At 64.5% G+C, this 26,730-nt stretch carries 18 protein-coding genes and 3 pseudogenes; all 21 read right to left on the reverse strand.

Going from position 1 to position 26,730, the window contains the following annotated elements:
• Positions 1 to 412: 412 nt before the first annotated feature.
• The 21 genes and pseudogenes from IPG72_06320 to IPG72_06420 all read right to left on the reverse strand — a co-directional run bounded on the left by IPG72_06320 (position 413) and on the right by IPG72_06420 (position 26,509).
• On the reverse strand, positions 413 to 1,396 hold the full coding sequence (locus IPG72_06320; GenBank protein ID MBK6768613.1) for a hypothetical protein: 984 nt from the start codon (positions 1,394 to 1,396) through the stop codon (positions 413 to 415).
• Positions 1,397 to 2,062: 666 nt separating this feature from the next.
• Positions 2,063 to 3,277 (reverse strand): hypothetical protein, encoded by a 1,215-nt coding sequence (locus tag IPG72_06325; protein ID MBK6768614.1) that lies wholly within the window; start codon positions 3,275 to 3,277, stop codon positions 2,063 to 2,065.
• Positions 3,237 to 5,558: a hypothetical protein gene (locus IPG72_06330; protein ID MBK6768615.1), complete on the reverse strand. Its 2,322-nt coding sequence runs from the start codon at positions 5,556 to 5,558 to the stop codon at positions 3,237 to 3,239. Before IPG72_06330 ends, IPG72_06325 begins: the two co-directional genes overlap by 41 nt.
• Complete coding sequence (locus tag IPG72_06335; protein ID MBK6768616.1) at positions 5,555 to 6,631, reverse strand: hypothetical protein; 1,077 nt, start codon at positions 6,629 to 6,631, stop codon at positions 5,555 to 5,557. The genes IPG72_06330 and IPG72_06335 overlap by 4 nt, the downstream gene beginning before the upstream one ends.
• Positions 6,632 to 6,794: 163 nt before the next feature.
• Positions 6,795 to 9,458, reverse strand: a pseudogene (locus IPG72_06340) (HsdR family type I site-specific deoxyribonuclease).
• A gap of 1,116 nt (positions 9,459 to 10,574) precedes the next feature.
• Complete coding sequence (locus tag IPG72_06345) at positions 10,575 to 12,056, reverse strand: SAM-dependent DNA methyltransferase (protein MBK6768617.1); 1,482 nt, start codon at positions 12,054 to 12,056, stop codon at positions 10,575 to 10,577.
• Positions 12,053 to 13,545: pseudogene (locus IPG72_06350) on the reverse strand (SAM-dependent DNA methyltransferase). The gene IPG72_06345 and the pseudogene IPG72_06350 overlap by 4 nt, the downstream one beginning before the upstream one ends.
• A gap of 34 nt (positions 13,546 to 13,579) precedes the next feature.
• Positions 13,580 to 15,085: a TerB family tellurite resistance protein gene (locus tag IPG72_06355; protein MBK6768618.1), complete on the reverse strand. Its 1,506-nt coding sequence runs from the start codon at positions 15,083 to 15,085 to the stop codon at positions 13,580 to 13,582.
• 35 nt (positions 15,086 to 15,120) lie between these two features.
• Positions 15,121 to 15,441: an antibiotic biosynthesis monooxygenase gene (locus tag IPG72_06360; GenBank protein MBK6768619.1), complete on the reverse strand. Its 321-nt coding sequence runs from the start codon at positions 15,439 to 15,441 to the stop codon at positions 15,121 to 15,123.
• Positions 15,442 to 15,480: 39 nt separating this feature from the next.
• Positions 15,481 to 15,779, reverse strand: a pseudogene (locus IPG72_06365) (zinc-binding dehydrogenase).
• Between the two features lie 149 nt (positions 15,780 to 15,928).
• Positions 15,929 to 18,097 (reverse strand): hypothetical protein, encoded by a 2,169-nt coding sequence (locus tag IPG72_06370; GenBank protein MBK6768620.1) that lies wholly within the window; start codon positions 18,095 to 18,097, stop codon positions 15,929 to 15,931.
• Positions 18,098 to 18,286: 189 nt separating this feature from the next.
• Positions 18,287 to 18,586, reverse strand: coding sequence for an antibiotic biosynthesis monooxygenase (locus tag IPG72_06375; protein MBK6768621.1), 300 nt, complete (start codon positions 18,584 to 18,586; stop codon positions 18,287 to 18,289).
• A 163-nt stretch (positions 18,587 to 18,749) separates the two neighbouring features.
• On the reverse strand, positions 18,750 to 19,184 hold the full coding sequence (locus IPG72_06380; protein MBK6768622.1) for an HNH endonuclease: 435 nt from the start codon (positions 19,182 to 19,184) through the stop codon (positions 18,750 to 18,752).
• On the reverse strand, positions 19,181 to 19,609 hold the full coding sequence (locus IPG72_06385) for a hypothetical protein (protein ID MBK6768623.1): 429 nt from the start codon (positions 19,607 to 19,609) through the stop codon (positions 19,181 to 19,183). Before IPG72_06385 ends, IPG72_06380 begins: the two co-directional genes overlap by 4 nt.
• Positions 19,610 to 19,813: 204 nt before the next feature.
• A complete protein-coding gene (locus IPG72_06390) occupies positions 19,814 to 20,794 on the reverse strand; it encodes an NAD(P)-dependent alcohol dehydrogenase (protein ID MBK6768624.1) in 981 nt (326 codons plus the stop codon).
• A gap of 396 nt (positions 20,795 to 21,190) precedes the next feature.
• The gene (locus IPG72_06395; protein ID MBK6768625.1) at positions 21,191 to 21,619 is read right to left on the reverse strand and encodes a hypothetical protein; all 429 of its coding nucleotides are present in this window, start codon (positions 21,617 to 21,619) and stop codon (positions 21,191 to 21,193) included.
• 238 nt (positions 21,620 to 21,857) lie between these two features.
• Positions 21,858 to 22,403 carry a phenylacetate-CoA oxygenase subunit PaaJ gene (gene paaJ, locus IPG72_06400; GenBank protein ID MBK6768626.1) on the reverse strand — a complete coding sequence of 182 codons (546 nt, stop codon included), beginning with the start codon at positions 22,401 to 22,403 and terminating at the stop codon, positions 21,858 to 21,860.
• A 62-nt stretch (positions 22,404 to 22,465) separates the two neighbouring features.
• Positions 22,466 to 23,335, reverse strand: coding sequence for a phenylacetate-CoA oxygenase subunit PaaC (gene paaC / locus IPG72_06405; GenBank protein ID MBK6768627.1), 870 nt, complete (start codon positions 23,333 to 23,335; stop codon positions 22,466 to 22,468).
• On the reverse strand, positions 23,332 to 23,745 hold the full coding sequence (gene paaB / locus IPG72_06410; GenBank protein MBK6768628.1) for a 1,2-phenylacetyl-CoA epoxidase subunit B: 414 nt from the start codon (positions 23,743 to 23,745) through the stop codon (positions 23,332 to 23,334). The genes paaC and paaB overlap by 4 nt, the downstream gene beginning before the upstream one ends.
• 81 nt (positions 23,746 to 23,826) lie before the next feature.
• Entirely contained in the window at positions 23,827 to 24,801 is a 975-nt protein-coding gene (gene paaA, locus IPG72_06415) for a 1,2-phenylacetyl-CoA epoxidase subunit A (protein ID MBK6768629.1), read from the reverse strand.
• Positions 24,802 to 25,093: 292 nt separating this feature from the next.
• Positions 25,094 to 26,509, reverse strand: coding sequence for a hypothetical protein (locus IPG72_06420; GenBank protein ID MBK6768630.1), 1,416 nt, complete (start codon positions 26,507 to 26,509; stop codon positions 25,094 to 25,096).
• Positions 26,510 to 26,730: the final 221 nt, after the last annotated feature.

Genomic DNA, 26,730 nt, shown 5'->3' on the forward strand with positions numbered 1-26,730 from the left:
GGCCGGAGTGGGTGGGGGGCGAGGTGCGAGGGATCGAGGGCCCGGGAGACGGGTTCATGCTGACGATCGAGGCGTCGGATGGGGCGGAAGCTGGGGCGGCGGTGGCGGTGCGGCGTGGACATTGCCTGGGGATCGCGCAGCTCGGGAGTTGGCCAACTCGTCATCCAAGGACTGTCAGCAACGGAGCTACAAGTCCGTAGAACAACGGGCGGCCGTTCTTGACATGACTTCAGTCTGGGATTCACAGTGTGCGATAGCGCGCCGTACGTGATCGGCATCGCAGCCGGCGGGTGGTTGCCTCAGTTGTATGATCATCCCCACCACCGTCTTTGGCGACAATACGCAGCACCTTGTGTGCCAATCGCTTGCCCGCGACGTCATAGTCCGTGCAACGGCCAAGGACAGTACTATTCTATGGGCTGAATGCTTTGTATATCTCCCAGCCAACAAGCAGTAAGACGACATACTTCAGTTGGACTATGGTCAATACGGACCAAGTCCACGGCGTAGTGGGGCGATCACTCGGCCCCGGCTCGATGCGTCCTGATGTCAGGAATGGTCGCCAGTACTTTGCTGTGAACTCGTCACTGAAGAACTGGCTGTGAGACAAAGGATGATGCCGATTCTCAACGGCTGTTGTTTGAAACAGTCCGAACGCACCGGAAGGTCCGAATCCCCACGTGACGGCAGTGGCTGCGATCGGCCATGGGTCCCGCCAACCGCAATCATTGACAATCCGTCGAGGTGTCTGTACGAATTCTTGAGGCCAACCGTATCGCTGAGGCAGTATGCTGCCACAGAGAATGATCCGATGAACGCGCAGAGAAGGATTCCGCTGAAGGATCTTGGCAATGATGTATGTGCCGAAGCTGTGAGCGATGATATCGATCTGAGGGCGCGGGTCACGGTTGCTTACCTCATTGATGCGCATTTCGACGACACGAACAGCATCCCCTCGAAGGAAAGGGGTCAAGAACCGAACAATGCTAAGAAATCCGTACTTCGCCTCAATGGCCTCTGCGCCATCGTCCTCGAGTCCAGACCTGAGTCTCGGTATCCATTCGGCATGTGTTCGGATGCCGTGAATGATGATGACAACACGTAGACTGTCCGACGAACCATGCCCTGACGTGTGGTGAGCCGGCTGCACATTGATGATGTCTCGATTGGCCTGGTGGACGTCGCCGTTAACAATCACGTTCTGGACGAATCCGCCACCAACCTGTAGCTTTTCCCGACGGATGTACGGCGCGCCAGATGTCGTTGGCGCGAGCGCGCCGGACGCGAGCGCGCCGGACTCGAGTGACGTTTCTACCTCGTCGGCGAGTGGTAACGTCTTCGTCTGCACATCTCCACCCTCGCTGAGTGCCGGTACGAATTCGTCGGTATACGCCAAGTCGATACTCGGATTGTATGGGTTCCTGGTTCGTCGTAACGCTAATTCTCGGCTGCAGATCAATTTGCCAGGCCAACGCATACTTTCATCCTTTCGTACCCACGACGAGGGCCATGCATGGTCTCAACTAGCGCCAAAGTGATTGCGCAATTCGGCATGACGGCAGACGACGTCCCGTCCACTCGCAACCACTCGACCCGCGCATGGCCACTCTCCTCAGTCATAAGCGCGCTCGTCTCAACGGTCGCCAGTGGTGGCGTCAATTTGTAGTCCGGCGACTGCGCCAACCATACGCCGTTCGCATGGCAGCTCTCTGGCAACACCAACACTCGACCAGCTCCGTCGCCAATGGGCGGCGTCGCGAATGTCGGACGGTGGGTGCGGACTCTGTGGAAGGTCACGAGTTCGGTCCACTCTTTGGCGCGATGCAATGTGTTGCGAACGTTTGCGCGAACTCGCCCCAAGAGCGCACATCTTGCGATAGTGCAATTAGCAATTCATTCGTACTTTGCCTCCGCTGGAGTGTGTTTGGCGCGCATGACGAGGCTTCGTATTCAAGTCACCCTACGCGATGGGTCTATGTCTGCGCCACGTTCCCACGCATTGTGTCGTCTGGAGACTGTGTGCCGTCTGCCGACGGCGGTCGCTCCAACTGCGCGAGTCGCGCTAGCGCTGCCGCGACAAGCCCCTTGTTGCCAGCTCCAAGCGCAGCATCCAGAATGAGCCTCGCCGAGTGCTCCGGGTCCAATTCTCGCCGTGCGTCACTACGCGCGCGGGAGGGAGCCAAACCTCGCCGTGCAGGCCACCGACCACGATTTCTGCGCCATCTGACGTCGGCGCGAGTGAACTCACTGGTCCAACTTGTGGTTCCGGCTTTGGCAACTGACTGCCGCTTTCCAGATCCCACACACTTATGCCGTCCATGCCGCCTGCGATGATCACGTGTCCTTTCGATGAAACAGCCAAGGCGCGTACGATGTCGGTAGTTTGTATGGAGAGAACGGGGTCTGGACTGCCGAGTTCCCACTTCAGGATGCGGTTGCCATCTGTCGCAATGACTGCGTTGCCGTCGCGTGTCGCTGCCAACGCCACCACCGAACTCGATAACCCGTAGAACTCGACCAACTCTCGGCCGCTCGCCAGGTCCCACAAGGACACCCCGCGATCACTGCCAATGAGAAGCGACTTCCCGCTGGGCATCACCGATAGGGCGACGACATGTTGTACGTTTCCTATCAGACGGCGCGGCTTGTCATCACTCTTCCACTCCCAAACGCTTACTTCGCCGTCGAGCGCCGCCAATACTATCATATGCCCATCTGGCGAGATGGCGGCAGACACTATGGCCCGGCTGTGATCCATGATCATGCGCTTTTCTCGTCGACCAGATGCATATACAACGGTAAGTGTGGCATTTGCTTTCCAAACATAGATCGGCCCATCGTCTGTCATCGCAACGGTGACTATCGTACCGCGCAACGCGGTGTGGACGCTGGCCATGGTGTGGCTCGTTGCGCGTTCGAGAATATGAAAATAATCCTCTTCATCTGCCGAAATGATATACTTGTCGTCATTAGAAACTGCCAAAAATACCACAGGACTGCGATGAAAGGCCAGTAGCCGTCGGGGCAAAACGTTGATCAGACATACCGCGTCCAGGGCCTCTTTGAGTTCCGAGTTTGGCTTTGCATTCGCCACAGCCACTTCAAGCGCCTCTACAAGCTCAGAAGGTGGGAAGCGACGCGTGCGCCCTTCCAAGTAGTCGTAGTCACTAGCCAGCGCGCTCAACTGATGGCCGAGCAACTCCTTGCTCGAACGATCGGTCGTGTGTCGGATGGCGTCAGCAAAGATGAATCGGCGTGTAGCGTATTGCGTAGTCATCGTCACACGTTCGCCAATCGCCAGCGTACTCTCCGCAGAAATATGTTCCCACCAACCCATGCATTTCTGCCTCATAGACTCGAAAGCTGACGTCGCTTAACAGGAAGTCTCGAAACGAGGCGTGAAACAGCGAGAGTGCACTGGTTGCGCTGCGTAGATAGGCGGCCCAAGTGCGCGCCAAATCTCCCGCTTCAGATGGGCGCAGCCGCAATATCCCGGCCACCTGTTCGACGTAAAGTGGCGCATGGGCCACTGCAAAACCCAGGAAGTCGCGGTGTCGGTCGCCCCATGCTCTTGCGTCCCCCTGCAAAACGCGCTGGATTGCCTGTCGGTATACCTCCGCTATCGCATGAGGCACAGGCACATCCTTGATAGGATCCTCCCATCGCGTGGGGTCTGCGAGCAAGGCGACGGCCGCAGCCTCAGCGAAAAACATGTTGCCTTGAGCTGCTACCGTGATGGCATGTGTTGCAGGATCGCGCAGATGAAGAGGCATGGTGGCCAAGTGTGCCTGCACCATGCGCTGAACGTCGAAGGACACAAATGGCTTGTCGGCGCCTAGATCAATCCTCGTTGCAGTCAGGGTAGCCAGTTCGACCTGCGGGCGACTAGTGAATAGGAATCGCAAATTATGCAATAGTTCGCGCTCGTTCCGGGTGACGTCCGTGAGCAGCATGGCAATGCTATCACGTCCGTCGTCCGGCCGTGTCTGATCCAGGCCGTCGACCAGGATCACGACCGGATCTATGGAGTCGGAACGTAGTGTGCGCAGCGGCTTCACCACCAGCGCGTGAAATGCTGCGCGAGCCGATTCGGCGCCGATGTCGATGTCCCTGACCTGCATGCTGCCTCTCCGAATTCCAATCGGCTCCCGAAAGTCTACTCGAACCGTAGAATGACCGTCCGCGAGAGTGTCGAAAAGCGCAGCGGAGAAGGACTGATCTCGCTCGGCGAGTGCCTTCGACAATTCCGCGACAAAGCGCCGGGTGTCGAGGCTTGTTAGATCGGATGCGGAGCAGAAGTGCGCGTATGCCAGCCAGCCTGGCCTAAGGAATCGATACTTCTTATCAACCGGCACGTCGCCGTTGCTCATCTGGACGAGGCGCGCCGCCACAGCCGTCTTGCCGCTTCCCGGTCCGCCGAGGATCAACAGAGTACGATCGGTATCGTCGGCCAGCCACTCTTCCACCGTATCGAAGAGCCACTCACGCCCTACGAAGTGTGGTGCCACCGGTAATGGCGGTGCGTCGGGTCGCACCACGTGGCCCCGACTCTGTGAGGCATAGTATTTCCGACAGAGCGTACTGTCAGAAGGCGCGAGTTGGACCATCGCCGTGGTGATGCGGTGGTACGCCGCCACAAGTTCGGCCGCCTTCGGCTTTTCGGGTGGTCGGCACGCTACATCTTCACTGTAGGCAAAGAAAGGTACATATGGAATCCGCAGACTGATGAACGGGCCATTTTCGAACTGCAGTGCCTCAGAATTGAACGGCGCGAGTTCGTGCTCGAACAGCGCCGCGAACTCGTCGAGCTTGTCGCCTTCGCCCGGCTCAACACGGCTGGGTATCATTATCAGCGACATAGGTCGCCCCCTGCGACCGCGTTCGACCAGTTCCTTCTTGCTCAGGCTCTGTGCGACGCGCACGCATCCATCCACGTTCTGCCGGCTAGTGGCCGCGAACATCAGTACGACATCGGCCAGATGATGGGTACACACTCCTGTCATCTCAGCGATACCGGTCCGGCTGTCGATCAGCACGACATCGTACTTAGTCGTCTCGGCACGGAACCACTCGAAGAATTGTTCGCCCTCCCAGTTCAGATAGAAGTCGTCCCAGTCGAAACTGCGCACCTTCTCGGCATAGCGCGTGTACTCGTCGCCTGCTCGCCGCCCAGCAGGTATGAGGCGCAGTTGCCCACCAGTGGCGTTTGGGCCATAGAGGTCGACGATGAAGTTGTCCATCGGTTCGACGGGATAGGCGAAGGCCGTGCTGCCGCTGTCCGGGCCTGTCTCCACGTCTTCCAGGTGCGTGCTCGAACTGACCAAGCCACGCAGTTCTTTATAGGACAGCAGCATGTCGATTAGGCCGCGCGCGGCCAGTACCTCGGCATGCGTCGTCGCGGCATCTGGCACTTCGAAGAAGCGCTCAAGACCTGGTGCCTCCAAATCGAAGTCAACCAGAAGTACCTTCAACCCGCGTTGATATAGCACCTCAGCTGCGTTGGCCAACGCCATGGACCGCCCGACACCGCCCTTGAACGAGTAGAAGGTGAAGATCATATCTTCATCTCGCGAAGAATGCCCGTAGGTGAAGTGGTAGTAGTGGGGAGGATCTTTTTGACTTGACTGATGAACCACTTGGGGAACTCGGTTGTTTCGCTCATGTCCACGCAGGTATATTCGTCGTGTGGATCTAACCGGCGACGGTCGAATTCCATATCTGAAAGGCTCCACTCGAGCGCGATCTTCATATTGCGCACCAAGTTGAAAGCCGAGGCCAGCGGAGCGATGCGCACGATCGAGGTGGTCGGGTAGGCGTCGAGCATTGACTGATGGTAGGCGCTGAGCGGTCTTGAGTGCCGGATCGAGATGCAGTCAATGATGACGACACAACCGCGCTCTCGTAGAGCCTTGAGCATGGGGCGGTTATTGTCCGCATTTAGGAGGCGGATGTCCTTGAAATCTGCGCGAAGTGGCCGATCGTAGGTGCCGTTCTGGTATATCAGCTCGAGCGCAGACGCGATCAAGTCGGCGATGGTCTCTCCGGGTTGGGCATTGTACGGCTGCCATTCCTCAGGCGTACCTCGGTAGCGGTCCGCCCAATCAGTCAGGCCATTATCGCAAATCAATTGGACTAGCGGCTGGAAGTCACCGCGAAGAGGTTCGGGTTGTCCGAAGACGTCGAAAGCTGTGCCCGAACAGAGATCGATTGCCTCAGTGTCTGTCATTACCACAAGGATGACCGGTACCAATATGGCCGGGCTAGGAGAACTACTCTCCAATTCTCCGCGCCTGCTGTCGAATAGATTGATGACAAAGCTGTTAATGATATCGCGGCTTGCCTGGTTGAGAGTGCCGTTCACCTCGACGTTCGGCTGCACGAAGCCACCTGTGACTTCGTCGACGGCCGCCATTACGTCGTCACCCTGACTGGTCTTCTGCTGTATGTGGCGGATGCCCTTGAGTATTTCAGTGGCGCATGGAAGCAGAGTTTCACTGTCGGGGGTGTTGCGGCCCGCGCCGATCAGAGACTCGACAGTATCGAGAAAGGAGCCAAAGCGCTTGTACTCCGGCGCTTCCCGCAACTCCATGTATTCGGCTTCGACTACTTCCCAATGTCGATTGGGTTCCATGTATGGCTCCCATGAGTGGGATGGCCGACCGCGAGTGCTTCTCTCAGCCTACTGGGCGGAACGGCCAACTGCCGCCTTCCGTGAGGTTGCCTCGGACCGTGTCGGCTGTGGCTGTGGGGCGTCCGGACTTTGGATCCAATGACATGTCGGGTCCAAGGATCAATCAGTAGTACATCTTAATGTACCCATACGCCCTGTCAAACAACCCCTGATCCTGGTGCAGCCTGTACTTGAACAACGTCCTCCGCAACGCCAACTTCACCTCCCTCTCCCCGCATGCGTGCTCTGCCACCCCGCGAACCGCACGTGCCGCACGATCTCGTCGATGTCGGCGACGAAGCGCTCGATGATGACGGGCGTCTGCTCGTTGCGGACCTCCTGGAACAGTGCGGTGAGCGCGGCGACGCCGAGGTCTTCGTCGCGCGGCGTCTCCTCGACGGCCTGCTCGACCGCGAGGACGTCGTGGGTGAGGTCGAGGAGGGCCTTCAGGAACTCGATGCTGAGGAGGAGTCCTTGTTGGTGGCGCTCCTTCAGATCCTCCAACCGTTCGCCGAGGTCCTTGAAGCGCGGGTCGTCCATGTGCTTCCGCAGGCGGCGGGACACCTTGATCTCGATTTCCTTGGCCTTCCGTTCCGGGTCGGGGGCGCGCATCACGGCTTCGAGGAGCTCAGCATCCAGGACGAGCGTTTCCAAGTCGTCGCGGATGGCGTCGACGTGGATGTTGGCGTGGATGAGTTCGATCGTCTTGGGGCCGAAGGCGTGCCAGAGCAGGCGGCCGGTGCCATTGGAGGGTTTGAACGTCGTCGAAGATGCCGAGGTAGTCCACGATCAAGCCGTGGGTCTTCTCCTCGCCGTAGGGGCGGTTCGCGCGGCAGATTGCTTGAAGCAGGGTGTGGTCCCGCAGTGGCTTGTCCAGGTACATCGCCTGGAGGATCGGCGCGTCGAATCCGGTCAGGAGTTTGGCGGTGACGATGAGGATCTTGAGGGGGTCGGCGGGGTCGCGGAAGCGGTCGAGGAGCTTCTCTTCCGACTCGCGGTCGCGGCGGTAGGGGGCGTACTGACTCTCGTTGCCGGCGACGGTCATGACGATGTCGGAGGTTTCGGGAGGGAGGATCTGGTCGAGGGCGTTCTTGTAGAGCAGGCAGCTTTCTCGGTCCAGGACGACGATCTGGGCGCCGAAGCCTTTGGGTGCGACCTTGTCCTGGTAGTGCTGGACGATGTCGGCGCAGACGCGTTGTACGCGTTCGGGTGACTTGACGAGGACGGCCATGCGGGCGGCGGTCTCGGCCAGTTGATCGCGGTCGAGGTCGGTGAGGCCGCCGGTGAGTTCGGCGAAGGCTTGGTCGATGGCGGGCTTGTCGATGTGCAGTTCGAGCAGGCGCGGCTCGAAGTGGAGCGGCATGGTGGCGCCGTCGCGGATGGACTCCTCGATGCCGTAGCGGCTGAGGTAGCCGCCGCTGTCCTCCTCGGCGCCGAAGGCGGTGAAGGTGTTGAGGTCGGCGCGGTTGATGGGGGTGCCGGTGAGGCCGAAGAGGAAGGCGTTGGGGAGGGCCTCGCGCATCTTGCGGCCGAGGTCGCCCTCCTGGGTGCGGTGGGCTTCGTCGACGAGGGCGATGATGTTGGGACGATCGTTCAGGACGCCGCCGGCTTCGCCGAACTTGAAGATGGTCGTGATGATGATCTTGCGGACGTCCTGCCCGAGGAGCCGCTGCAGCTCGGCGCGGCTGTCGGCCTTGACCAGGTTGGGGGTGTCGGCGGCGTAGAAGGTGCTCGAGATCTGGGCGTCGAGGTCGATGCGGTCGACGACGATGATGACGGTGGGGTTCTTGAGCGCCGGGTGCAGGCGCAACTTGCGGGCGGCGAAGAGCATGAGGAGCGATTTGCCGGAGCCCTGGAAGTGCCAGATGAGGCCCTTCTTGGGATGCCCGGCGACGACGCGCTCGACGATCTTGTTCGTTCCCTCGTACTGCTGGTAGCGGGCGACGACCTTGATGCGGCGCTTCTTCTTGTCCGTGGCGAAGGCGGTGAAGTTCGCCAGGAGGTCGAGGAGGACCAAGGGGCGGAGCATCGAGCTGACGGCCTTGTCCACCTGCTGGATGGCCGGCGTACCGGTGTCCGCCTCGACCCGCCACGGCCCCCAGTTCTCGATCGGCAGCCCGATCGACCCGTAGCGGTACTCCTTGCCCTCGGTGGCCACCGAGAAGACGTTCGGGACGAACAGCTCCGGCACGTTGTGCTCGTAGTCCTCGTTCACCTGGATGGCCCCATCGAACCAACTCTGGCTCGACCGCACCGGCGTCTTGGCTTCGATGACGACCAGCGGGAAGCCGTTGACGAGCAGCACAAGGTCGGCGCGCTTCTCGGTGGCCCCCGCGCGGACGGTGAACTGGTTGGTGACGACGTACTGGTTCTGCTCGATGTCGTCGAAGTCGATCAGCCGAACGGTGACGTGCTCCCCGTCCTTCCCGAACGGCATCGACCGCTCCCCCGTGAGCCAGGCCGCGAACTCCTCGTTCGCCTTGACGAGCCCGTCCGTGCGGACGCCCATGATGATGGCGCGGAGTTTGTAGAGGACGTCGTCAGCGCGGTCGGGCTGGGCGGCGATGCCGGGGTTGAGGCGGATGAGCGCCTCGCGCAGGTGCGGTTCGACGAGGATCTCATGGGGCAGGCGCGGCAGGTTCTGCGGCGAGAGGTAGTGCCAGCCGAGGCCGGACACTTGTCCGAGGCGGCGGGCTAGGCCGGGGCCGACGGCGGTGTGGTGGCTGATGGAGCCGGTTAGGCGGTCGCGGATGAAGGCTTCTACGGTGTTGGATTCGTTGAAGTTCATATCAGTCACTACCCGCCAACAGGGCATTCAAAGTCCTCTTCCATACCGCCCTTCCTTCCGATATCCTGTTCGTCACAGAGTTGACCTCTTCGGAGATCTGTTGATACTGCACACCTAATCTCTCCTGGTCACTAGTTGACATCTTCGGTATCTCTACGTCGTGTACTACGCCTTGTGTTATGAGCGGCAGGTATTCCCCGAGCTTGCCGCGGTTCAGGTTGGCGCCCTCTAGACATGCAGCCAGGAAACGCATGTCGGTGGGAGATCTTAGGTACTGCGGGAAGAGCGCGTTATCGGTAACCCACGCCGGTCCGTCTGTGAGTAGGGTTACGCCGCAGAATTGACCGACACGACCGATGACGACAGTGGGCTGCATGCAGTTTGGGGAGCGGGACGGTCGTATATCCAGCGAGACCATTCCCTCCGTAGACTGGTACAAGTGCGTCGTTTGTTGGCACTTGCGACAATCCGCCAACTCTAATTTGCGCTCCGCTTGTAAACTTGGCGACCTCGCCAACGGTTGTGCGTTCCGCGTGTGTTCGGCTGATGATCAATTGGCGACAGAATGACGACCGCGCTTCTCGTGCAACCTCAAGCAAGCGACGCATTGCCTCTGCCATTCGGCTCCGACAGCGAGTGCCTGCGCGATCTGCCGCTGCTCGTCGGGTGGTGGGCAGGAACTCGTACCACGTCAGGTCCGAAAAATTGACATAGGGATTGACGGAGCCTTTCGATTGCTGTTTCGAGTGCTCGTGGAATGCCTCGGTCTGCATAATGAATGGCAACAGCTCCGGTAGAAGCAACTGCGGGTGCTTCGATTCAATTACGAACGTCGTGTTTGCAGTAATTCCGTCGAATGCGGCGACAGCGACCTTTCGTAGATACGTCCTCCGCGATCCATACAGAACTTGCCCAGGCTTGAATCGCATGTGAAACGCAGGTCCGAGATAGCTGTCACCTATGTTTCCCCAGCGCCGAATCCGCAGGTCATCGGTATCGATGTGTTCGCCGGCTACGAAGCGATCGAGGCCGGACGCTACCGGCTCCACGCGTTCCTTGACTTGTCGAACAACGTCACCAAACGCAACGCGCGCCCATTCGTTCCGGTGCGTCGGGTCAACCATTCGCTGCCTCGTCGGCCACAATACTATCGAGCATGTCGACCAACAAGTCCATGTGAAGCCAGAACTCCCGCCCGCCCACATCGAACTCAATCCATGCCGTCCTCATCGCTCCATCGCCCCGGCTCGGTGCGCCACTTTCGACTTGCGTGACGTAATTCGAGATCGACAGATTGCCGCCCTGCTGCAATACGACGTCTACTGCCGCGACTCTTGCGAACCCAGTAACACTCACGAACGCCTGATACGCCGCCACAATCCGCGCCTGATGCTCCGGCCGCAGAAAGCTCACCGCCCGCTCCCGCCCAACCTCCCGCACCGCGTCAATGAACAACACCTTCCCCCGCCGCTCCACCGGCTTCCGCGTCCGGCAGATCACCACACACGCCTCCATCGGCGAGTTGTAGAACAAGTTCGGCCCCAGCCCGAGCACGCACTCCAGCAGGTCTGACTCCACCAGCTTACGCCGCATCTCCGCCTCTTCGTTGCGGAACAGCACGCCATGCGGATTCAGGATGTGCTGGAAGAACGCGTAGTCCGCCCGGCCCTGGGGCGGCGTGCCCAGGAAGTTGCGGCCCCATGGGTCCGTCAGCCAGGCGTCGCGGTTCCACTTCTTGATGGAGTACGGTGGGTTTGCCAGCACCACGTCGAACGTCCGCAGCCGATCGCCTTGGATGAACGCCGGGTTGCTCAGCGTGTTGCCGGCGACGACCTCGAAGTCCTCGACCCCGTGCAGCACCAGGTTCATCCGCGCGATGGCAGCCGTGATGTGGATCAGCTCCTGCCCGTACAGCCCGAGTGTCCGCGCATCGCCGCCTCGCCGCTTCACCTCGGCCAGTGCCGAGATCAGCATCCCGCCCGTGCCCACCGTCGGATCGTAAATCGTCTCGCCCGCCTGCGGTTCGAGCATCTGAACCATCAGGTGGACCAGCGTCCGGTTCGTGTAGAACTCCTGCGCCGTGTGGCCGCTGTCGTCCGCGAACTGCTTGATCAGGTACTCGTAGCCGTTGCCCAGCTCATCCTCGGGCACTTCGGCCAAGCTCAGCGTGTGCTGCGAGAAGTGCTCGATCAGGTTCTTCAACGTCTCGTCCGGCAGCTGCGCCTTGTCCGTCCACGACGCGTTCCCGAACACCCCCGCCAGCCGCTCCGGGTTCGCCGCCTCGATCGCCCGGAACGCTGTGAGCAGCGCCCGGCCGACATCGCGCGAAGCGTCGCGCACGTCGGACCAGTGGGCGCCGTCGGGGATGCGGAAGCGGTCGTCGGCCGTCGAGCGGGCGTACGCCGCGTCGCCGTCCGTCTCGGCCAACGCCGTCGCGTACTCCTCGTCCCATACGTCGGATAGCCGCTTGAAGAACAGCAGCGGGAACACGTACTGCTTGTAGTCGCCCGCGTCGATCAGGCCCCGCAGCAACTTGGCGGCGCCCCACAGGTAGGCCTCGAGCGCCTGCTGGCTCATGTGTTCCGGCGCCTTGCTCATGCCAGCCAGCCCCCCTCGGTCAACACCTCGCGCAGCCGGTCCTCGGCCGCGCGGCACTCGGCCAGCGCCGCCTTGAACGCCGCCACCGCATCGGCCAATGGCGGAATGTCCTCGCCGATCGGCGGCAGCACGTAGCGGCTGATGTTCAGCGTCCAGTCCTCTTGCTTGATCTCATCCAGCGACACCACCTTCGCCCGATCCGGCACATCCTCGAACGCCCGCACCCACGCCGCGATCTGCTGCGCGTGCTCCAACTCCAGGTAGTTCTGCGCCCGCCCCTTCCGAAACAGGCTCGATGCATCGACGATCAGCACCCGCCCCTTCCGCACCGCCGGCTTATTGCGTCGCAACACGACCACCGCCGGCGCCAGCCCCGTACCGTAGAAGATGTTCGGCGCCAGCCCGATCACCGCCTCCACCAGGTCGTTCTCCAGCAGCTTCTGCCGAATCCGCCCCTCCGCATCCTTGCGGAACAGCGCGCCCTGCGGCAACACCACCGCCATCCGCCCCGTGCCGACCGCCATGGAGTGCACCATGTGCTGCACCCAGGCATAGTCGCCGTAGCTCTCCGGCGGCAGCCCGAATTGGACCCGCCCCCACGGATCGTTCTCCCAGACCTCGCGCCCCCACTCCTTCAACGAAAACGGCGGATTCGCGATCACGCAATCGAACGTCGCCAGCCACCCCCGCGCCGAGTCCGTGAACGCCGGACTGCGCAGCGTGTCCTCGCGGATGATCTGGAAATCCTCGATCCCATGCAACACCAGGTTCATCCGGGCAATGGACGCCGTCGTCAGGTTTTTCTCCTGCCCGTAGATCTTCCCGAAGAACGTCCGCGGATCTCCACCCGCCCGCTGCACGTGCTCGATCGCCCCGAGCAGCATGCCGCCCGTCCCGCACGCCGGATCGTAGATGCTCTCCCCCGCCTGCGGGTCCAGAATGTCCACCATCATCCGCACCACACTCCGCGGCGTGTAGAACTCCCCCGCCTTCTTCCGCTTCGTGATGTCCGCGAACTTCCCGATCAGATACTCGTACGCGTCCCCAACACATCCGTCCCCACCGCCGCGTTCCCCAGCGCCACCGCCGACAGCCCCTCGATCAGGTCCTTGAGGATCTCGTCGGTCAACATCTCCCGATTGCCCCAGTCCGCCGCCCCGAACACCCGGTACAGCGTCTCCGGATTCGCCCGCTCGATCTCCCGCATCGCGTGCGACAACGCAGCGCCGACGTTCGCCGGCGTCGCGCGGACGTCGTCCCAGTGGCAGCCGGGCGGCATGACGAAGCGGTGGACCTCGGGATAGTCGACGGGATCAGCGTCGCCGAAGTCCGCCACCGCCTCGGCCGTCTCCTCGTCCCAGACATCGCTGAGCCGCTTGAAGAACAGCAGCGGCAGGATGTACGCCTTCCAATCCGTGCGGTCGACGGCGCTGCCGCGGAGGATCTCGGCGCAATTCCAGAGGTGGGACTTCAGTTCGGCGAGGGTCATAGGGTGGTCAACGCCCGTCGGTGCATCAGGGAAATCACGTCGGCCTCCGACCCTCTTGCATCAACGCGACGATCTCGTCCGTCGTCAGGCCCAGGTCCACGCCCTCGACGTCCAGCGGTGATCCGTCAGGCATCTCCGACGACTCCTTGCGCCGCCGAACGCCTCGCGCAACCGCCCAAGCCGCCGCCCCCGCCTTCGTTGCCCCCTCCCGCATCCGCCCACCGACTGCCGCCGCCACGTCACTCCCCGACCGCGCCGCCTGCTCGACCGCACCGCGCGCACGCGCCATGGCGCCCTCGCCATCGGACGCAACGCGATACGTATCGGCCTGCTTCGCCAGCGCCTCGAAGTCGATTTCGACACCGAGGTGCGCCGCGACCTCCGTCAGAAACTCCGTCTCAGCCTGCGACAGGTCGCCGTCATAGGCAGCCATCAGTCCGAGCGCTTCCACAATGCCGGATCGCATGTCCGGCGAATCCGCCGTCGCCAGGGCACTCAGCAGTGCAGTACGATCGCGCATCAGCCGCTCGAACTCGAGCGCGGCCTCGTCACCCTGATCGACGTTGGCCAGGAGCGCGCGATAAAGCTCCTTCTCCGCTCCCTGTAGCACGCCATCGGCCTTGGCCATGACCATCATCGCCGCGGGCAAGGCCAGTCCAGCCGCTGCCGCACCGGTGCTGAGCATCGTACGCAGCTCGCCTGACGCTCGCCCCCGATTGCGCATGTGCGCCTTGGCAACAGCGCCGAGACTCTTCGTCGTGATGTAGTTGTACCCGCTCCCTACCGCTGCCGATGCGACCGGCGCCGCATACTTGATGATCGAACGCTGCAGGATCTTGATCCCCACGAGACGACCGAGATCCTGAACCGACTTGAGCGTGCCCTTGCTCACCACCTTCTTCACGGCCGTCCGCGACCCATGTACCGCCGCCTTCTGGATCACCTTTCCTGCCGCTCCAACCGGTGCAGCACCAAGTGCATAGTTGAAGACCGTGAGAATGTCCTCCGGATCGTCCGCGTCGAACGCTTGGCCGTAGATCGTCGCCAAGTCGAGCACGAGCCGCATCTGGATGCTGCTCAGGCAGATCATCTCGGCCCCGATGGCCCCCGCCATGATGACAAGAGACGTACCCGCGCTCGGTATTGCCAGAAGCTGATTCGCTGTAACGCTTACGCCCGTCAAGCCACCCGTGATGGTGGCATACCGCACGCCAGTCCGAACGCGCGCGTCTGCGATGTCGTCTGGTGGAAGGCCCCGATACTTGTGCAGAAAATAGGACGCCCTGGCATTCTGGTCGTAGGTAAGGACAAGCTTCCGGGTCAACTGCACGAACCAGTCGCCGCTCTTGAAGTCCTCCGCACGCAGTGATCGTGCGAACTTGGCGGCCTCTTCGAGCTCTTGGCTCACCCTGACCCTGACGATCGACTCATCGTTCGGGTCGTCCAAATCGAGCGGTGCGGTTGGCAGCGTCTGATCAGGCATCTCGATGACCTTCCACATTGCGGCCCGGTTGGCGACAGCGTGAGCAACCGACGTCACGTCGATGATCTTATCACCAGCCCCCGACCTGATCATCAGCCAATGACCGCCGCCCCCTCACCCCCCTCCGGCCCCAACCCCACCCACCCCCCATCCACCCACTCCGGATCCCCCGTCATCCACTTCCGCATCGCCACATACCGCGCATGCTGCCCCGGATCCTCCGCGTTCCGCACGTACGCTTCCTTGTCCGTGAAGAACACCGCCAACCACACCTCGTCCGCCCGCTCGTCCGGGATCAGCAGGCGCGAGCCGAGGAATCCCGGCACCGGCACGCTCTCGCCCGCTTCGATCGCGGCCACCAGCGCCGCTCGGTCTTCCGGGCGGACGGATCCGCGCATGATCGTGCCGTACATGATTGCGTCTCCTATCGTAACGGGGGCGCGACATCGCCCTCACCCCGGCAACACTCGCACCACCACCGTCCCCCGCGCCCGCCCCTGCTCCATGTACCGCACCGCCTCCGCCGCCTCACCCAGCGGAAACGCTCTGTCGACCACCGGCACGACCTTCCCGGCCTCGCTGAGCCCCGTCAGCGTCACGAGGTCCGCCTGGTTCGCACCCGGCATCAGCCCCGCAGCTTCTGCTTGGACCCGATCGACCGCAGCGGCGCCAGCATCCCGCGCAGGAAGCCGCCCAGCCACCGGTCGCCGCCCTCGCCGCCGACGCCGAGCATGTGCGGCAACGGACACATCGTGAGCGTCGATTGCAGCCAAGCATATGGCCGGCCAATCGCCCGGCGATTCTTCGCCGGGCAACAATAACGACGCCGGCTAGAGCCAGCTACGACCGGCAACCGGTTGGATCGCGTACATCCTCTCGGAAGGGGATCGTCCGCGTGCCCTAATGCGCCCGGCCCCTGCGAACGACGACAACAACGCCCCCCAGCACCGCCAATAGCCCCACCACGATCGCCGCCACCATCGGCAGCCTGCCAAGCCCGCCACCGCCGTCGGCCGCTGCGGCCGATGGCATGACGGTCTTCCCATCCGCCAGAGCGAGTGCTTGCTTCAGATCGACCGAATTCAACTTCAGCGTGGCTTCCTCGCCCGAGCGGATGGGGTGCACGCCATAGTCGAGCAGCTGCTCACTGTTGGTGGTCTCGAGGTGGAAGTCCCCGTCACCAGTGCCACGGATGACCGTGTTGTAGTCGCCGTCCGGCAGCGCGATCAGACTCGCCTGCGTGCCGTCCGGCAGGTTGACGAGCGTCTGGTCGGCGCCGGGTATCTCGTTGACGAGCGTACCGTCACCAGATTGCCCCGTTCGTCGGCCGCTGGCGTCGGACACCAGCAACGCCACCGGTGAATAGGTCAGCACCGCGGTGCCCTTGGCGCCCTGGATGCTGGCCGGAATCTCGCCTACGCTCGGGTGATACTCGCCTCCGCTGCCTGACGTCGGATACTCACCCGACCACATGTTGCCGAAGTTCCAGAACCGCGCGGGCTCGGCCCCGCCAGCGTTCATGGCCGACCACTCCGCCCAGCCCCAGGACTCCTTGGTCTGGTTGGGCCACGCATCCAACACGTAGCCTGACCGCCACCCGGTGGTCGTGTTGGCGCTGGGGTACAAGGCGGTTGCCACGTGGATGAGCCCGGTGCCGTCCGTGACCGGGCCATAGTGGACACCGCCCATCAGCAGGCGGTCGGATTGCGTCGTGCTGAAACGCAGCCCGTTCAGGAACTTGAGCGTCTTGATCGTCAAGGCCGAGCATGTATACGGCTCATACCGGCTGTCCGTCCACGACTTGATGTTCACCCGCATGCCGTAGGTCGGGATGGGGTTGAGGTCGCGTATGAAGGACTGGCTTATCCCGTTGGGCACCGACGGCTCGGCCTTCCACTTGGCGATGATCGCCCGGATGTTGGCGTCGACATCGGGCTTGAGTTCGTCCACCTTGAACTCGCGCTCGATGCTGCCGGATTGCTTTTCCTTCTTCGCCGTGGCGACGATCTTCCATGCGCCAATCGACGCGTCGGCCGTGAAGTAGCTGGTCCACTCGAAATAGCCGTCCGCATCCGTGGTCAGGGGTTGGGTCAGGGGCGTGCCGTACGGCTTGCCCTTGGGGCCGGTGATGACCAGATCCACCTTGGCGTCCGTGACGGGCACGACCTCGTCGCTCCCACCCTTCGTGGTGACCCGGCCGCGCACCTTGAAGTCGTCGCCCTGTGTGTGCGCCTCCGCCAACTCGGTGAATTCGACTTTCATCAGGTGTGCCACGGCCCGCAAAGAGTAGGTGCCGGGGTTGGCGTAGCTCAGCGTCCACGTGACGCGATCGTCCGGGGAGATGACGCCGAGTGGCTGACCGTTGACCGTCGCCTCGTCGATACTGCCAGGCAGCTTGACGCCAACGACGAAAGCGGGCGGCCCAGCCTTCTTGGCGGCCGCCATGAGCGCGACGACCTTGGGGTCGGTCATGGTTTCATCGACGGCCGAGGCAACGGCGCCCGCGAGCGCGCCAAAGAAGTCGTCCGGCGACGCCGACTGGGCCGGCGCTTGTGGCTCTTCCGGTGCCGACGCAGAGTCCTCCGGGGATTCCTGGACGGGAATGACGACGGTCGCGGTGTACTCATAGACGGGCGGCTCGTCGTTGGGCTCGTCAACGGTGACGTCCATCGCCGTGATCGGAAACTCGCCCATGTCCCACAGCCCGGCGAGCCCCGGAAGAGCGTCCTGAAACGCCGGCAGCGTGCTCAGCTGGCGAGTCATGCGCAACTTGCGCCCCGACCCCGTGACCGTCCAACCCGACGTTTTCGCCTTTGTCGCCATCGGCCACTCCTTGGCCGAGTCGGGGTCCATCTCGAGCAGCGCCTTGTACACGCCGTCTTCAATCTCGACGTCAACCGCCAAAGCACCCGTATTCGCGCCGTCCGCCTTGCGCGTCACCTCGCTCACCACGGTGAATGTGGCGCAGCCGGTCCCGATCGCAAGCATGAGCAGGCCGAGGCCGAGCAGCGGCTTGAGCGCCGTTCGGCGTTGCCCTTGGGTCGTCTGAGTGGGTGGCGAGGTACGCATGCGAGCCCCCTGTGGTGATAGGTGAAGGACGCGGGGTCCCAAGGGGGATAGGAACGTCAATCGCGCTCCTGCCGCAGCCCATCACTCTATGCCCCTCCCACCCCCGCGTCAATCGGCCCACCGGGCGAATGCATGACAGCCGCGTCGGACCCTTGGCACCCGCCGCGCCAGCATGCGGTCGCTCTGCGCCTACCCCCCCTCCGGCCCCAACCCCACCCACCCCCCATCCACCCACTCCGGATCCCCCGTCATCCACTTCCGCATCGCCACATACCGCGCATGCTGCCCCGGATCCGCCGCGTTCCGCACGTACGCTTCCTTGTCCGTGAAGAACACCGCCAACCACACCTCGTCCGCACGTTCGTCCGGAATCAGCAGGCGCGAGCCGAGGAACCCCGGCACCGGCACGCTCTCGCCCGCTTCGATCGCCGCCACCAGCGCCGCCCGGTCTTCCGGGCGGACGGATCCGCGCATGATCGTGCCGTACATGGCTGAGTCTCCTTTCGTGACGGATCGAGAACACCCAACGACCGCCGAAGCGTCGAAATCCGCAGTGAGGACGCAGTCGGCACTGTCGCTGCGGTGGCCGACGACAAGGGCGACGGACTCAATCGGTCGTTCGCCGTACGGGGCGGGCAACGCACGCATCGCGCTACGCCCCATCTGCCGGTGGGTGCCATCCTGCGTCCACCCACATACGCCGGGCGCTCACAGCAAGATCGCGGTTCACGCGCAGCGCCGCCGCGGTCGCCCGCCCCGTCGGGGTGAGACCCTCGACGATGCAGCCGTGGTCGATCCACCGGAAGTGCTCGTGCCAGCGCTGGGTGCGCGGATTGAACAGCGGAGCGATTGCCCCCGTCGCAGGATCAACCGCCTCCATGCTGGTCGCCTTGTACTGGTTGCAGTGTACGCACGAGCGCCACAGGTTCTGGCGCACCGTGGCGCCGCCAGCGGCCACTGGGACGATGTGATCGATCACAAGCGCCGTGGATGTCAGGAACTCCGAACACCGGCAGTAACCGCAGCGATGTCCGCTGTCTTCCGTTACCAGCAGTCGCAGCGCCTGCGAAATGTACAGGCGCGTCACACGGCCGGCCGGAGGTCCGACAGCGGCGGCATGGGATGCCCTCGCCAACGAAGCAGCGCGAGCGCATACGCCTTCACGATCGTCATCACATCTGCCCGTTCAGCCAGCTGCTCCAGCTCGGCCCGCTCGGCGACACCAAGCGTACCGCGTGAACCCTCCTCCAAGAGCGACGTCAGCCGCTCCTGCTCGGCCTTGTCCATCATGCCGCGGGCCACACGCCACAGTCCGTCGTCATCCAGAGCCTGCAGGCCGCTGATGGCATCCCGGGCGTCTTCCGGTATCTCGGACAGCGTCGGCGGCGGCGGGTTGCCTTCGATCGACCGCAGGATGACCGCCTCCAGTGGCTGAGAGGCTTCCTCGGCCGCTCGGCGGAACCGCACGAGCAGCTGCTCGGGAATGTGTATCCGCACCGTTTGGGCGCTCATGTTCCCTTCCTTCTCAACCCACCGAACGGCCAAGTGAATTGAAGTCCGCCCCGGCCCATATGCAGAGCAATCGCACGCCGCATTCTAGCGGAGCATTCGACGCGCTGCCCACGGGTTGCTTCCGCACCTGACGAGCGCGATAAGCGCATCGCAAACCCTCGCCGACACGAACGCCTCGAGCCGCTTGGCAGCTCGCACGCTCGTTCACCCCGGCAACACCCGCACCACCACCTTCCCCCGCGCCCGCCCCTGCTCCATGTACCGCACCGCCTCCGCCGCCTCACCCAGCGGATACGCCTTGTCGACGACCGGCACCACCTTGCCCGCCTCGATCATCCCCGTCAGCGTCACCAGGTCGTCCTTCCGCTCGTCCGGCATGAGCCCCTTGAGCTTCTGCTTGGACCCGATCGCCCGCATAGGCGCCAGCATCCCGCGCAGGAAGCCGCCCATAAACCGGCCCCCGCCCTCTCCGCCAACAACCACCAATGTCCCGTCGGCGTTCAGCGCCCGCCGCAGCTGGGACAACGGCCGCCGGCCGCCCGTGTCGACGATGAGGTCGTAGCGGCGCGTGCCGTCCGTGCAGTCCTCGCGCGTGTAGTCGATCACGTGGTCGGCGCCGATCGACCGGACCAGGTCCGCCTTGCCCGTGCTGCAGACGCCGGTCACCTCGGCTCCGATGGCCTTGGCGATCTGCACCGCGTACGTGCCGACGCCGCCCGAGGCGCCGATGATCAGCGCCTTCTGCCCCGCCTTCAGATCGCCCGCGTCGCGGACGCCGTGCAGGGCGGTGATCGCGGACACCGGCACCACCGCCGCCTGCTCGAACGTGACGTTTTTCGGCTTCGGCGCCAGCTGCGTGGCCTTGGCGCACACGTACTCGGCGAAGCTGCCGTCGCTGAACCCGTAGACCTCGTCGCCCGCCTTGAACGCCGTCACGTTCCGGCCGACCGCCTCGACCGTCCCCGCGACCTCGCGGCCCCGCACCGCCACCTTGGGCGCCCGGAAGCCCATCCCGATCACCCGCATCAGGTACGGCAGCCCCGTCATCAGATGCCAGACGCCCCGGTCGACGCCCGCGGCGTGGACCCGGATGAGCACATCGTCATCCCCAGGCTCCGGCTTGTCGATGTCCTTGAACTGCAGGACATCGGCGGAACCATACTTGTCTTGAACGATCGCCTTGATAGCGCACCTCGGTAGCGGTAAGCGGGGCTCGGAAACTCGATCCCGCCGGCGGGAGTCTACACCCGCGGACCGCTCGGCGAAACGTTCGCCGGGCCTCACCAAGACACGGCGGCAGATCCTACCGAGACGCCCGCCGTGTCTAACGCAGACACGAGCCGTGTCTAACGCTGACAGGAGCCGCGTCTAACGCAGACAGGAGCCGCGTCTAACGCAGGCGCCCCTTGTCCAACCGAGATCGGACGCCTGTCCAACCGAGATCCGCCTGCTGCCCCACCGAGTCCCGGAGCCCCACCGACAAGGCTACCGCCCACGTCGCCAACAACGACAAGGGGCGGCCCTCAATCGGACCGCCCCTCGCGCCTGTCTATTCGGTTGTCCCTCCCGCACGCGGAGTGGCTACATCGTCGTAGCTTTCGTGCGCCCCGGCGGCATCTCCAGCGCATCGCCCGGGTGCTCCCGGTCCCAGCGCTCCTTCAGCGACGCCAGGTCCAGCCCGATCGACTCCCGGTGCTGGATCGTCCCTTGGAAGGCGTCGATGTCGGACAGCCCGTCGCGCAGCTCGCTCGCCAGGCGGACCGTCGGGTACATCGACCCGTCCATCCGGACCTCGACGCCGAACACGCCGATGCCCGGCAGGCGGACCTTCTTGCCGTCGCGCAACTGCAGCAGCACGATGCGCCCGAGCTCCTCGAGGACCATCCGGGCCAGCGGACGCGTCACCAGCGTCCCGACGGCCAGGTAGTCGGCCAGCTCGTCGAGACCGACCGTCACGGCGCCGACGATGCGCGGCCGATAGGCGGACAGAGCCTGAATCCACGTAGCCATGTTGACGTCTCCTGTTGGGTGGACCGTGCGCCCGCCGGCAAGTCGCCCCGGGCGATGGCGCCAGGATAACGCCTGTCAAGGTGCCGTGAACGCCGAAAACCTGTCGCGCCGCCGCCGCGCAGCCGTCGCTCAGGGGGCGAAACCGTCGCTTTGGAGGCGACATTGTCGATCGGGACGATGGGGGGGCCGAGGTGCGTTGTGATGCGGGGGGCCTGCGGGCGATGCGATTGCATCGCCCCTACAACGCCTTGAACGCCTCGAACGGCTGCCGACACCCGTTGCAGTAATGCACGGACCGGCACAACGTCGACCCGAACGGGTTGTCCGTCACGGTGTCCATGCTGCCGCAGAACGGGCACGCCGTCGGCGGTTCGTCCGGCGCGGCCAGGGTGAGAGCGAGCGTCGGGTCGGCCGTGAAGCGCGTCGCCGGCGGCGGAGGCGCCAGGCCGATCGCGCGCATCGCCTCGCGGGCGGCCGGCGCGATCCGGTCGCTGCTCCACGGCGGGTCGAGAACGACGCGCACGTCCACCCGCGCCGCGCCGATCGACAGGACCGCCGCCGCGATCTCGGAACGCATCATGTCCAGCGCCGGACAGCCCGTGAACGTCGGCGTCATGTCGATGCGGACCGCGCTGCCGCCGCCCGCCGCTCCTTCGACCGCGTCGACCGCGTCGATCGCGTCGATCACGACCGCCTGGATGATCCCGAGGTCCACCACCGAAACCATGGGGATCTCGGGATCGTTCACCGTGCGCAGGACGTCCCAGACGGCCTCGGGCGTCAACTCTCTCGCAGGCTCCCTCGCAGGCTCCCTCGAAGGCGCACCCGCGGTCGCACCCGGCGCCGTCACCACGTCGCCTCGGGGTCGGAGCGATAGAGCGACTGCATCGCGTCCAGCATCGCATCCAGATCGTCCGTGTGCTCGCCTCGCCGCCCGCCGACGTCCGGCGCCACCGTCGCGCGCAGGACATCGCCCGCGCCCGCACCGGCCCCGGCGCCGTCACCGTCGCCGCCGAGCGCCGCCACCGATGCGATCGGGGCCGATAGCCCGGACTGCGCGAGGAGCTCGCGCACCGCGCCGAGCCAGACGGCCGCCAGCGCCGCCGACGGCGTCACCACGCCGAGCGCCGTCAGCGCCGCCTCGCCCGCCGTCGGCTCGAACAGCCCGAGCGCGGCCGGGAACAGGGCATCGAGCGCCGACTGCAGCCGGTCGTGGCTGTCCGCGCCCGCGGTGCCCAGGCGCCTCACGTAGGCCTGGTTGTGCAGGAGGTGGTACTTCTTCTCCTGGCGCAGCTTGCCGGCGGCCACCGCCAGGGGCGGCCACGCGCTGTGCCGCAGCGAGTCGTACTGGATGGCCTTGGCGATGTCGAACAGCGTTCGGCGGATCAGGCTCGTGGCGTAGTCGCCCCGCGGCAGCTCGACCAGGCGCGCGTTGCGCCACCCGGCCGCGTCACGCCGGAACGCCTGCTCGTCGGGCGACGCCGCGCCCAGGTGCTCGGCGCGCAGCGTGTACCACACCAGCGCGTGGCCGATCTCGTCCTGCGCCATGCTGCTGAACGCGATATCCTCTTCCAGGATCGGCCCGAGCCCCGTCCACTCGCTGTCGCGGTGGCCCTGGAGCAGGGCGTCGTCCGCGAGCGCCAGGACGTAGGCGTCCAGTGCGGCGCAGGCGTCGGCGGGGGCGGATGCGAGGTCGAAGGGCGTCGTGGTCGTCACGGCTTGCCCCCTTCCGCCGCCTCGTCACCCACGCGCTCCCGCCCCGCTTGCGCCTTCTTGCGCAGCCCCTGGAACCCCGCCGGATCGCGGTACATCTTGTCCGTCGTGTGCTCGAACATGTCCGCATCCTCGTAGGCGGATGCCGCGATGGCGTCCTCCGGAACGACCCAGATGTTCACGCACGGCCCGCGGCGCGCGTAGTTCTCCTTGGCCAGCATGATCGCCATCTCGGCGTCCGGCGCGTGGAGCGTTCCGGCGTGCGTGTGGTGCTCGCCGCGCTTCTCCTGGATGAAGACTTCCCAGTTGCCCCACTCCGTGTCGAAGTGCACGGCGTCGGGCGCGCCGCGCCGGGCGACGGTCAGGCGCTGGTGGTAGGGATCGAAGTGCCAGTCGCGGGTGTAGAACGGCATGTCGTGGCCGAACGCCACGCTCGGATCGGCATCGGCGGTCGGGTCACCGTACATCGTCGGCCTGCCGGGGGTGTGCGGGGCTCATGCGGCCGCCGGCAGCGGGGCGTGGCGGTCGAGCGCGGTCCGGAGCCACGAGCTCTCGTCGTAGATCAGCCGGCGCAGCGCCAGGCGCTCTTTGCTCATCGGGCCGTCGCCGTTGATCACGCGCTTGAACTCGTCCCAGTCCGGCTGGGTGATGATCCAGTCGCCGGTCTGCGGATCCTTGTGCAGGTCCTTGTCCGGGATGTCGAAGCCGAGCTCGATCATCTTCGGGACGAACTTGCGCAGGAACTCCTGGCGCTGCTCGTCGTTGCTCTTGGGCTTCACGCCCCAGCGGTGGAGGATCCCGGTGTGGACGCTCTGCTTGTCCGGCGGGCCGAAGAACATCATCGTGGGCCACCACCACCGCTTGAACGCTTCCTGGGCCATATCGCGCTGCTTGCGCGTACCGGTGGCCAGCGCCACCGTCACGTCGTAGCCCTGCTTGAGGTGGAACGCCTCCTCGTACGTGATCCGCTTCAGCGCGCGGGCGTACGGCCCGTACGAGCCCGTCGCCATGATCGTCTGGTTCACCACCGCCGCCCCGTCGATCAGCCAGCCGACCATCGCGATGTCGCCCCACGTCTCGGCCGGGTAGTTGAAGACGTTGGAGTACTTGGAGGTGCCGTTCAACAGCTCCTCGATCATCTGCGTCCGCGGCTTGCCGAGCGTCTCCGCGGCCCGATAGAGGTACAGCGCGTGCCCGACCTCGTCCTGCACCTTGGCGATCAGCGCCAGCTTCCTCTTGAACGAGGGCGCAAACGGAATCCACTGTCCTTCCGGCAGCGCGCCCATCAGCTCGCTGTTCGCGTGCTGCTGGATGAGCCGCGTCAGCTGGCGCCGGTAGTCGCCCGGCATCCAATCCCCCGGCTCGATCCGCTCGCCGCGCGCGATCCGACCCTCGAACGCGATGAGCGCGTCGGGATCGCTCGTCGCCTCGGGGACGTCGGGCAGCGGGCCGAGGGGCAGTTCGGACATCGTGACCACGGCAGGACCTCCAGCAGGGGCGGCGGACGGGAGTGCTTCGGACGTCGCCAACGGTAGTGGGCAGCCGGTATGGCGTCAACCTTGGCCGACGGTCGACGCCGGAGCCGCCTGCCTCGGCCCCAACCGTCCCCTCCCCAACCGTCCCTCCCCCAGAATTGGGGGAGGGACAGGCCGGCAAAGCCGGCCAGGGAGGGGGCCCTCCCCGCACACGAAACAGGCCGGAGAGCATCCCTGCCCCCCGGCCCGTCTTCGTGCTCCTCGAGCGGCCAGGCCGCCCGTTGCGCTATTCCTTGGGCGTCGGGACCGGGCACTTGGCCGACGAGAGGTGGGTGTACACCCCGACGCGGTTGCCGATGCCGGGCGCGCTGATGCTGAACACGGCGCGATCCGCCGCGGCGCTGCCGTAGATCGGCAGCGGCAGGACCTTCACGTCGCGCGGGTAGTGCTCGGTCAGCGGCTCGAACGTCGCCTTCGTGAGGTCGCCGCCCTCGGCCGTGAAGCGGAACACGTGCTTCTCCCACGTGAAGAGGAGCACGTTCTCACCGACGAGCGTCACGAACGACGGCACCGTCTTCCAGTTCGCCTGGCGCTTGATGATCCCGACGCCGCCGATCGTCTTGCCGTCCTTGGCCGCCGTGAGATGGTGGATGGACGTGTCGCCGAAGGACTCGGACGTGCTGTTCGCGGTGGTGACGACGAACAGGGACGCGCCGTCGCCGGCCCAGGCGATCTGCGGCTGCGTCGTGTTCTCGAACGCGTGGACCAGCGTCGGCTTGCCGGTGGCGAAGTCCAGGATCTGGACCGCCCAGCCGCCGATGCCGAGCGCCGTGGCGTAAGCGAGCTTGGTGCTGTCCGGCGCCCAGATGAGCTGCGCGCCGTTGGCCGTGATCGCCGGCTTGCGGTCGATCTCGATCGACGTGGCGGGCGTCGGCAGCTCGTTGCTCACCACGATCGCGTTGTCCGTGCCGAGGCTGTACACGAGGATCTTGTCGGCCTCGAGATCGTAGCCGCGCAGCTCGCTCAGGTCGCCGACGATGGCCGCCAACTTGTTGCCGTCCGGTGAGAGGCTGAACGTCTGGATCGCCTCCTGGTTGAGGTCGTCGTTGAGCTTCACGACCGCCAGCCCGCCGCCGTCGCCGGGACGCAGGCTGGCCGACGCGCCGATCGGCGGGACGTTGCCGCTGTACAAGCTGGCCAAGCCGCCGGCCAGGTTCTTGCGCGACACGGCCAGCACGATCCGATTGCCGTCCGCACCGACCTGCACCTGCTCGAGCTTCTCGGCGATCTGGACCGGGCGGATCGGCGTCGGCCGCAGCACGTCCACCGTGGCGTATGGCTCGATGACGACCTCGGAGTTCCACGTCGATGCGATCGGGCGCACGCGCCCGAGCTTGACGTCGTACTCGTAGACGGCCCGGCTGTCCCGGCCCCACGCGTTCTTGTCGACGTTCGAGGGCAGCTCGGTCGAGATGTAGTACTCCCGCCCGCCGTCGGCCGTCGCGGCAATGGACGAAACGCCGGAGCCGTAGCTCTCGAGGCACGCTGAGCCGTACGTGGACGGCGCAACCGCCTTGTCGGGCTCGGGCGTACCGCCGAAGATCCCGCTCACCACATCGCAAGCGCTGATGCTGAGCGCGAGTCCCGCCATGGACGCGAGCGCCGCGATTCGACCCGAATAGGCCGTCTGCGTCAAGGCCATTCGCTGCTCTCCTGTGTGCAAGTGACGTGATCGTTGGAAGACACCGCCCATCGGCCGCAGCGAGATGCGGGCCACCGAACGGTCGATCTGCCTCAAGAAGTGCCGTTCCCCGCCACCGATTGCGACGGCACCCCGAATACCCCAGTTCCCCAGCGCGCAAGTGTACCCAACAGTTGCCGACACTTCCTTGACTGGAAGCGGACGATCAACTGACAAAGGGC

The sequence above is a fragment of the Candidatus Avedoeria danica genome (genome assembly GCA_016703025.1).
GTDB lineage: Bacteria > Chloroflexota > Anaerolineae > Epilineales > Epilineaceae > Avedoeria > Avedoeria danica.

Excerpts from the sequence above, each read along its gene's own strand:
- IPG72_06325 (MBK6768614.1), bottom strand. The coding sequence starts at position 3,277 with ATGACTACGCAATACGCTACACGCCGATTCATCTTTGCTGACGCCATC.
- IPG72_06330 (MBK6768615.1), bottom strand. The coding sequence starts at position 5,558 with ATGATCTTCACCTTCTACTCGTTCAAGGGCGGTGTCGGGCGGTCCATG.
- IPG72_06335 (MBK6768616.1), bottom strand. The coding sequence starts at position 6,631 with ATGGAACCCAATCGACATTGGGAAGTAGTCGAAGCCGAATACATGGAG.
- IPG72_06345 (MBK6768617.1), bottom strand. The coding sequence starts at position 12,056 with ATGAGCAAGGCGCCGGAACACATGAGCCAGCAGGCGCTCGAGGCCTAC.
- IPG72_06360 (MBK6768619.1), bottom strand. The coding sequence starts at position 15,441 with ATGTACGGCACGATCATGCGCGGATCCGTCCGCCCGGAAGACCGAGCG.
- IPG72_06370 (MBK6768620.1), bottom strand. The coding sequence starts at position 18,097 with ATGCGTACCTCGCCACCCACTCAGACGACCCAAGGGCAACGCCGAACG.
- IPG72_06375 (MBK6768621.1), bottom strand. The coding sequence starts at position 18,586 with ATGTACGGCACGATCATGCGCGGATCCGTCCGCCCGGAAGACCGGGCG.
- IPG72_06385 (MBK6768623.1), bottom strand. The coding sequence starts at position 19,609 with ATGAGCGCCCAAACGGTGCGGATACACATTCCCGAGCAGCTGCTCGTG.
- IPG72_06395 (MBK6768625.1), bottom strand. The coding sequence starts at position 21,619 with ATGGCTACGTGGATTCAGGCTCTGTCCGCCTATCGGCCGCGCATCGTC.
- paaB (MBK6768628.1), bottom strand. The coding sequence starts at position 23,745 with ATGCCGTTCTACACCCGCGACTGGCACTTCGATCCCTACCACCAGCGC.
- paaA (MBK6768629.1), bottom strand. The coding sequence starts at position 24,801 with ATGTCCGAACTGCCCCTCGGCCCGCTGCCCGACGTCCCCGAGGCGACG.
- IPG72_06420 (MBK6768630.1), bottom strand. The coding sequence starts at position 26,509 with ATGGCCTTGACGCAGACGGCCTATTCGGGTCGAATCGCGGCGCTCGCG.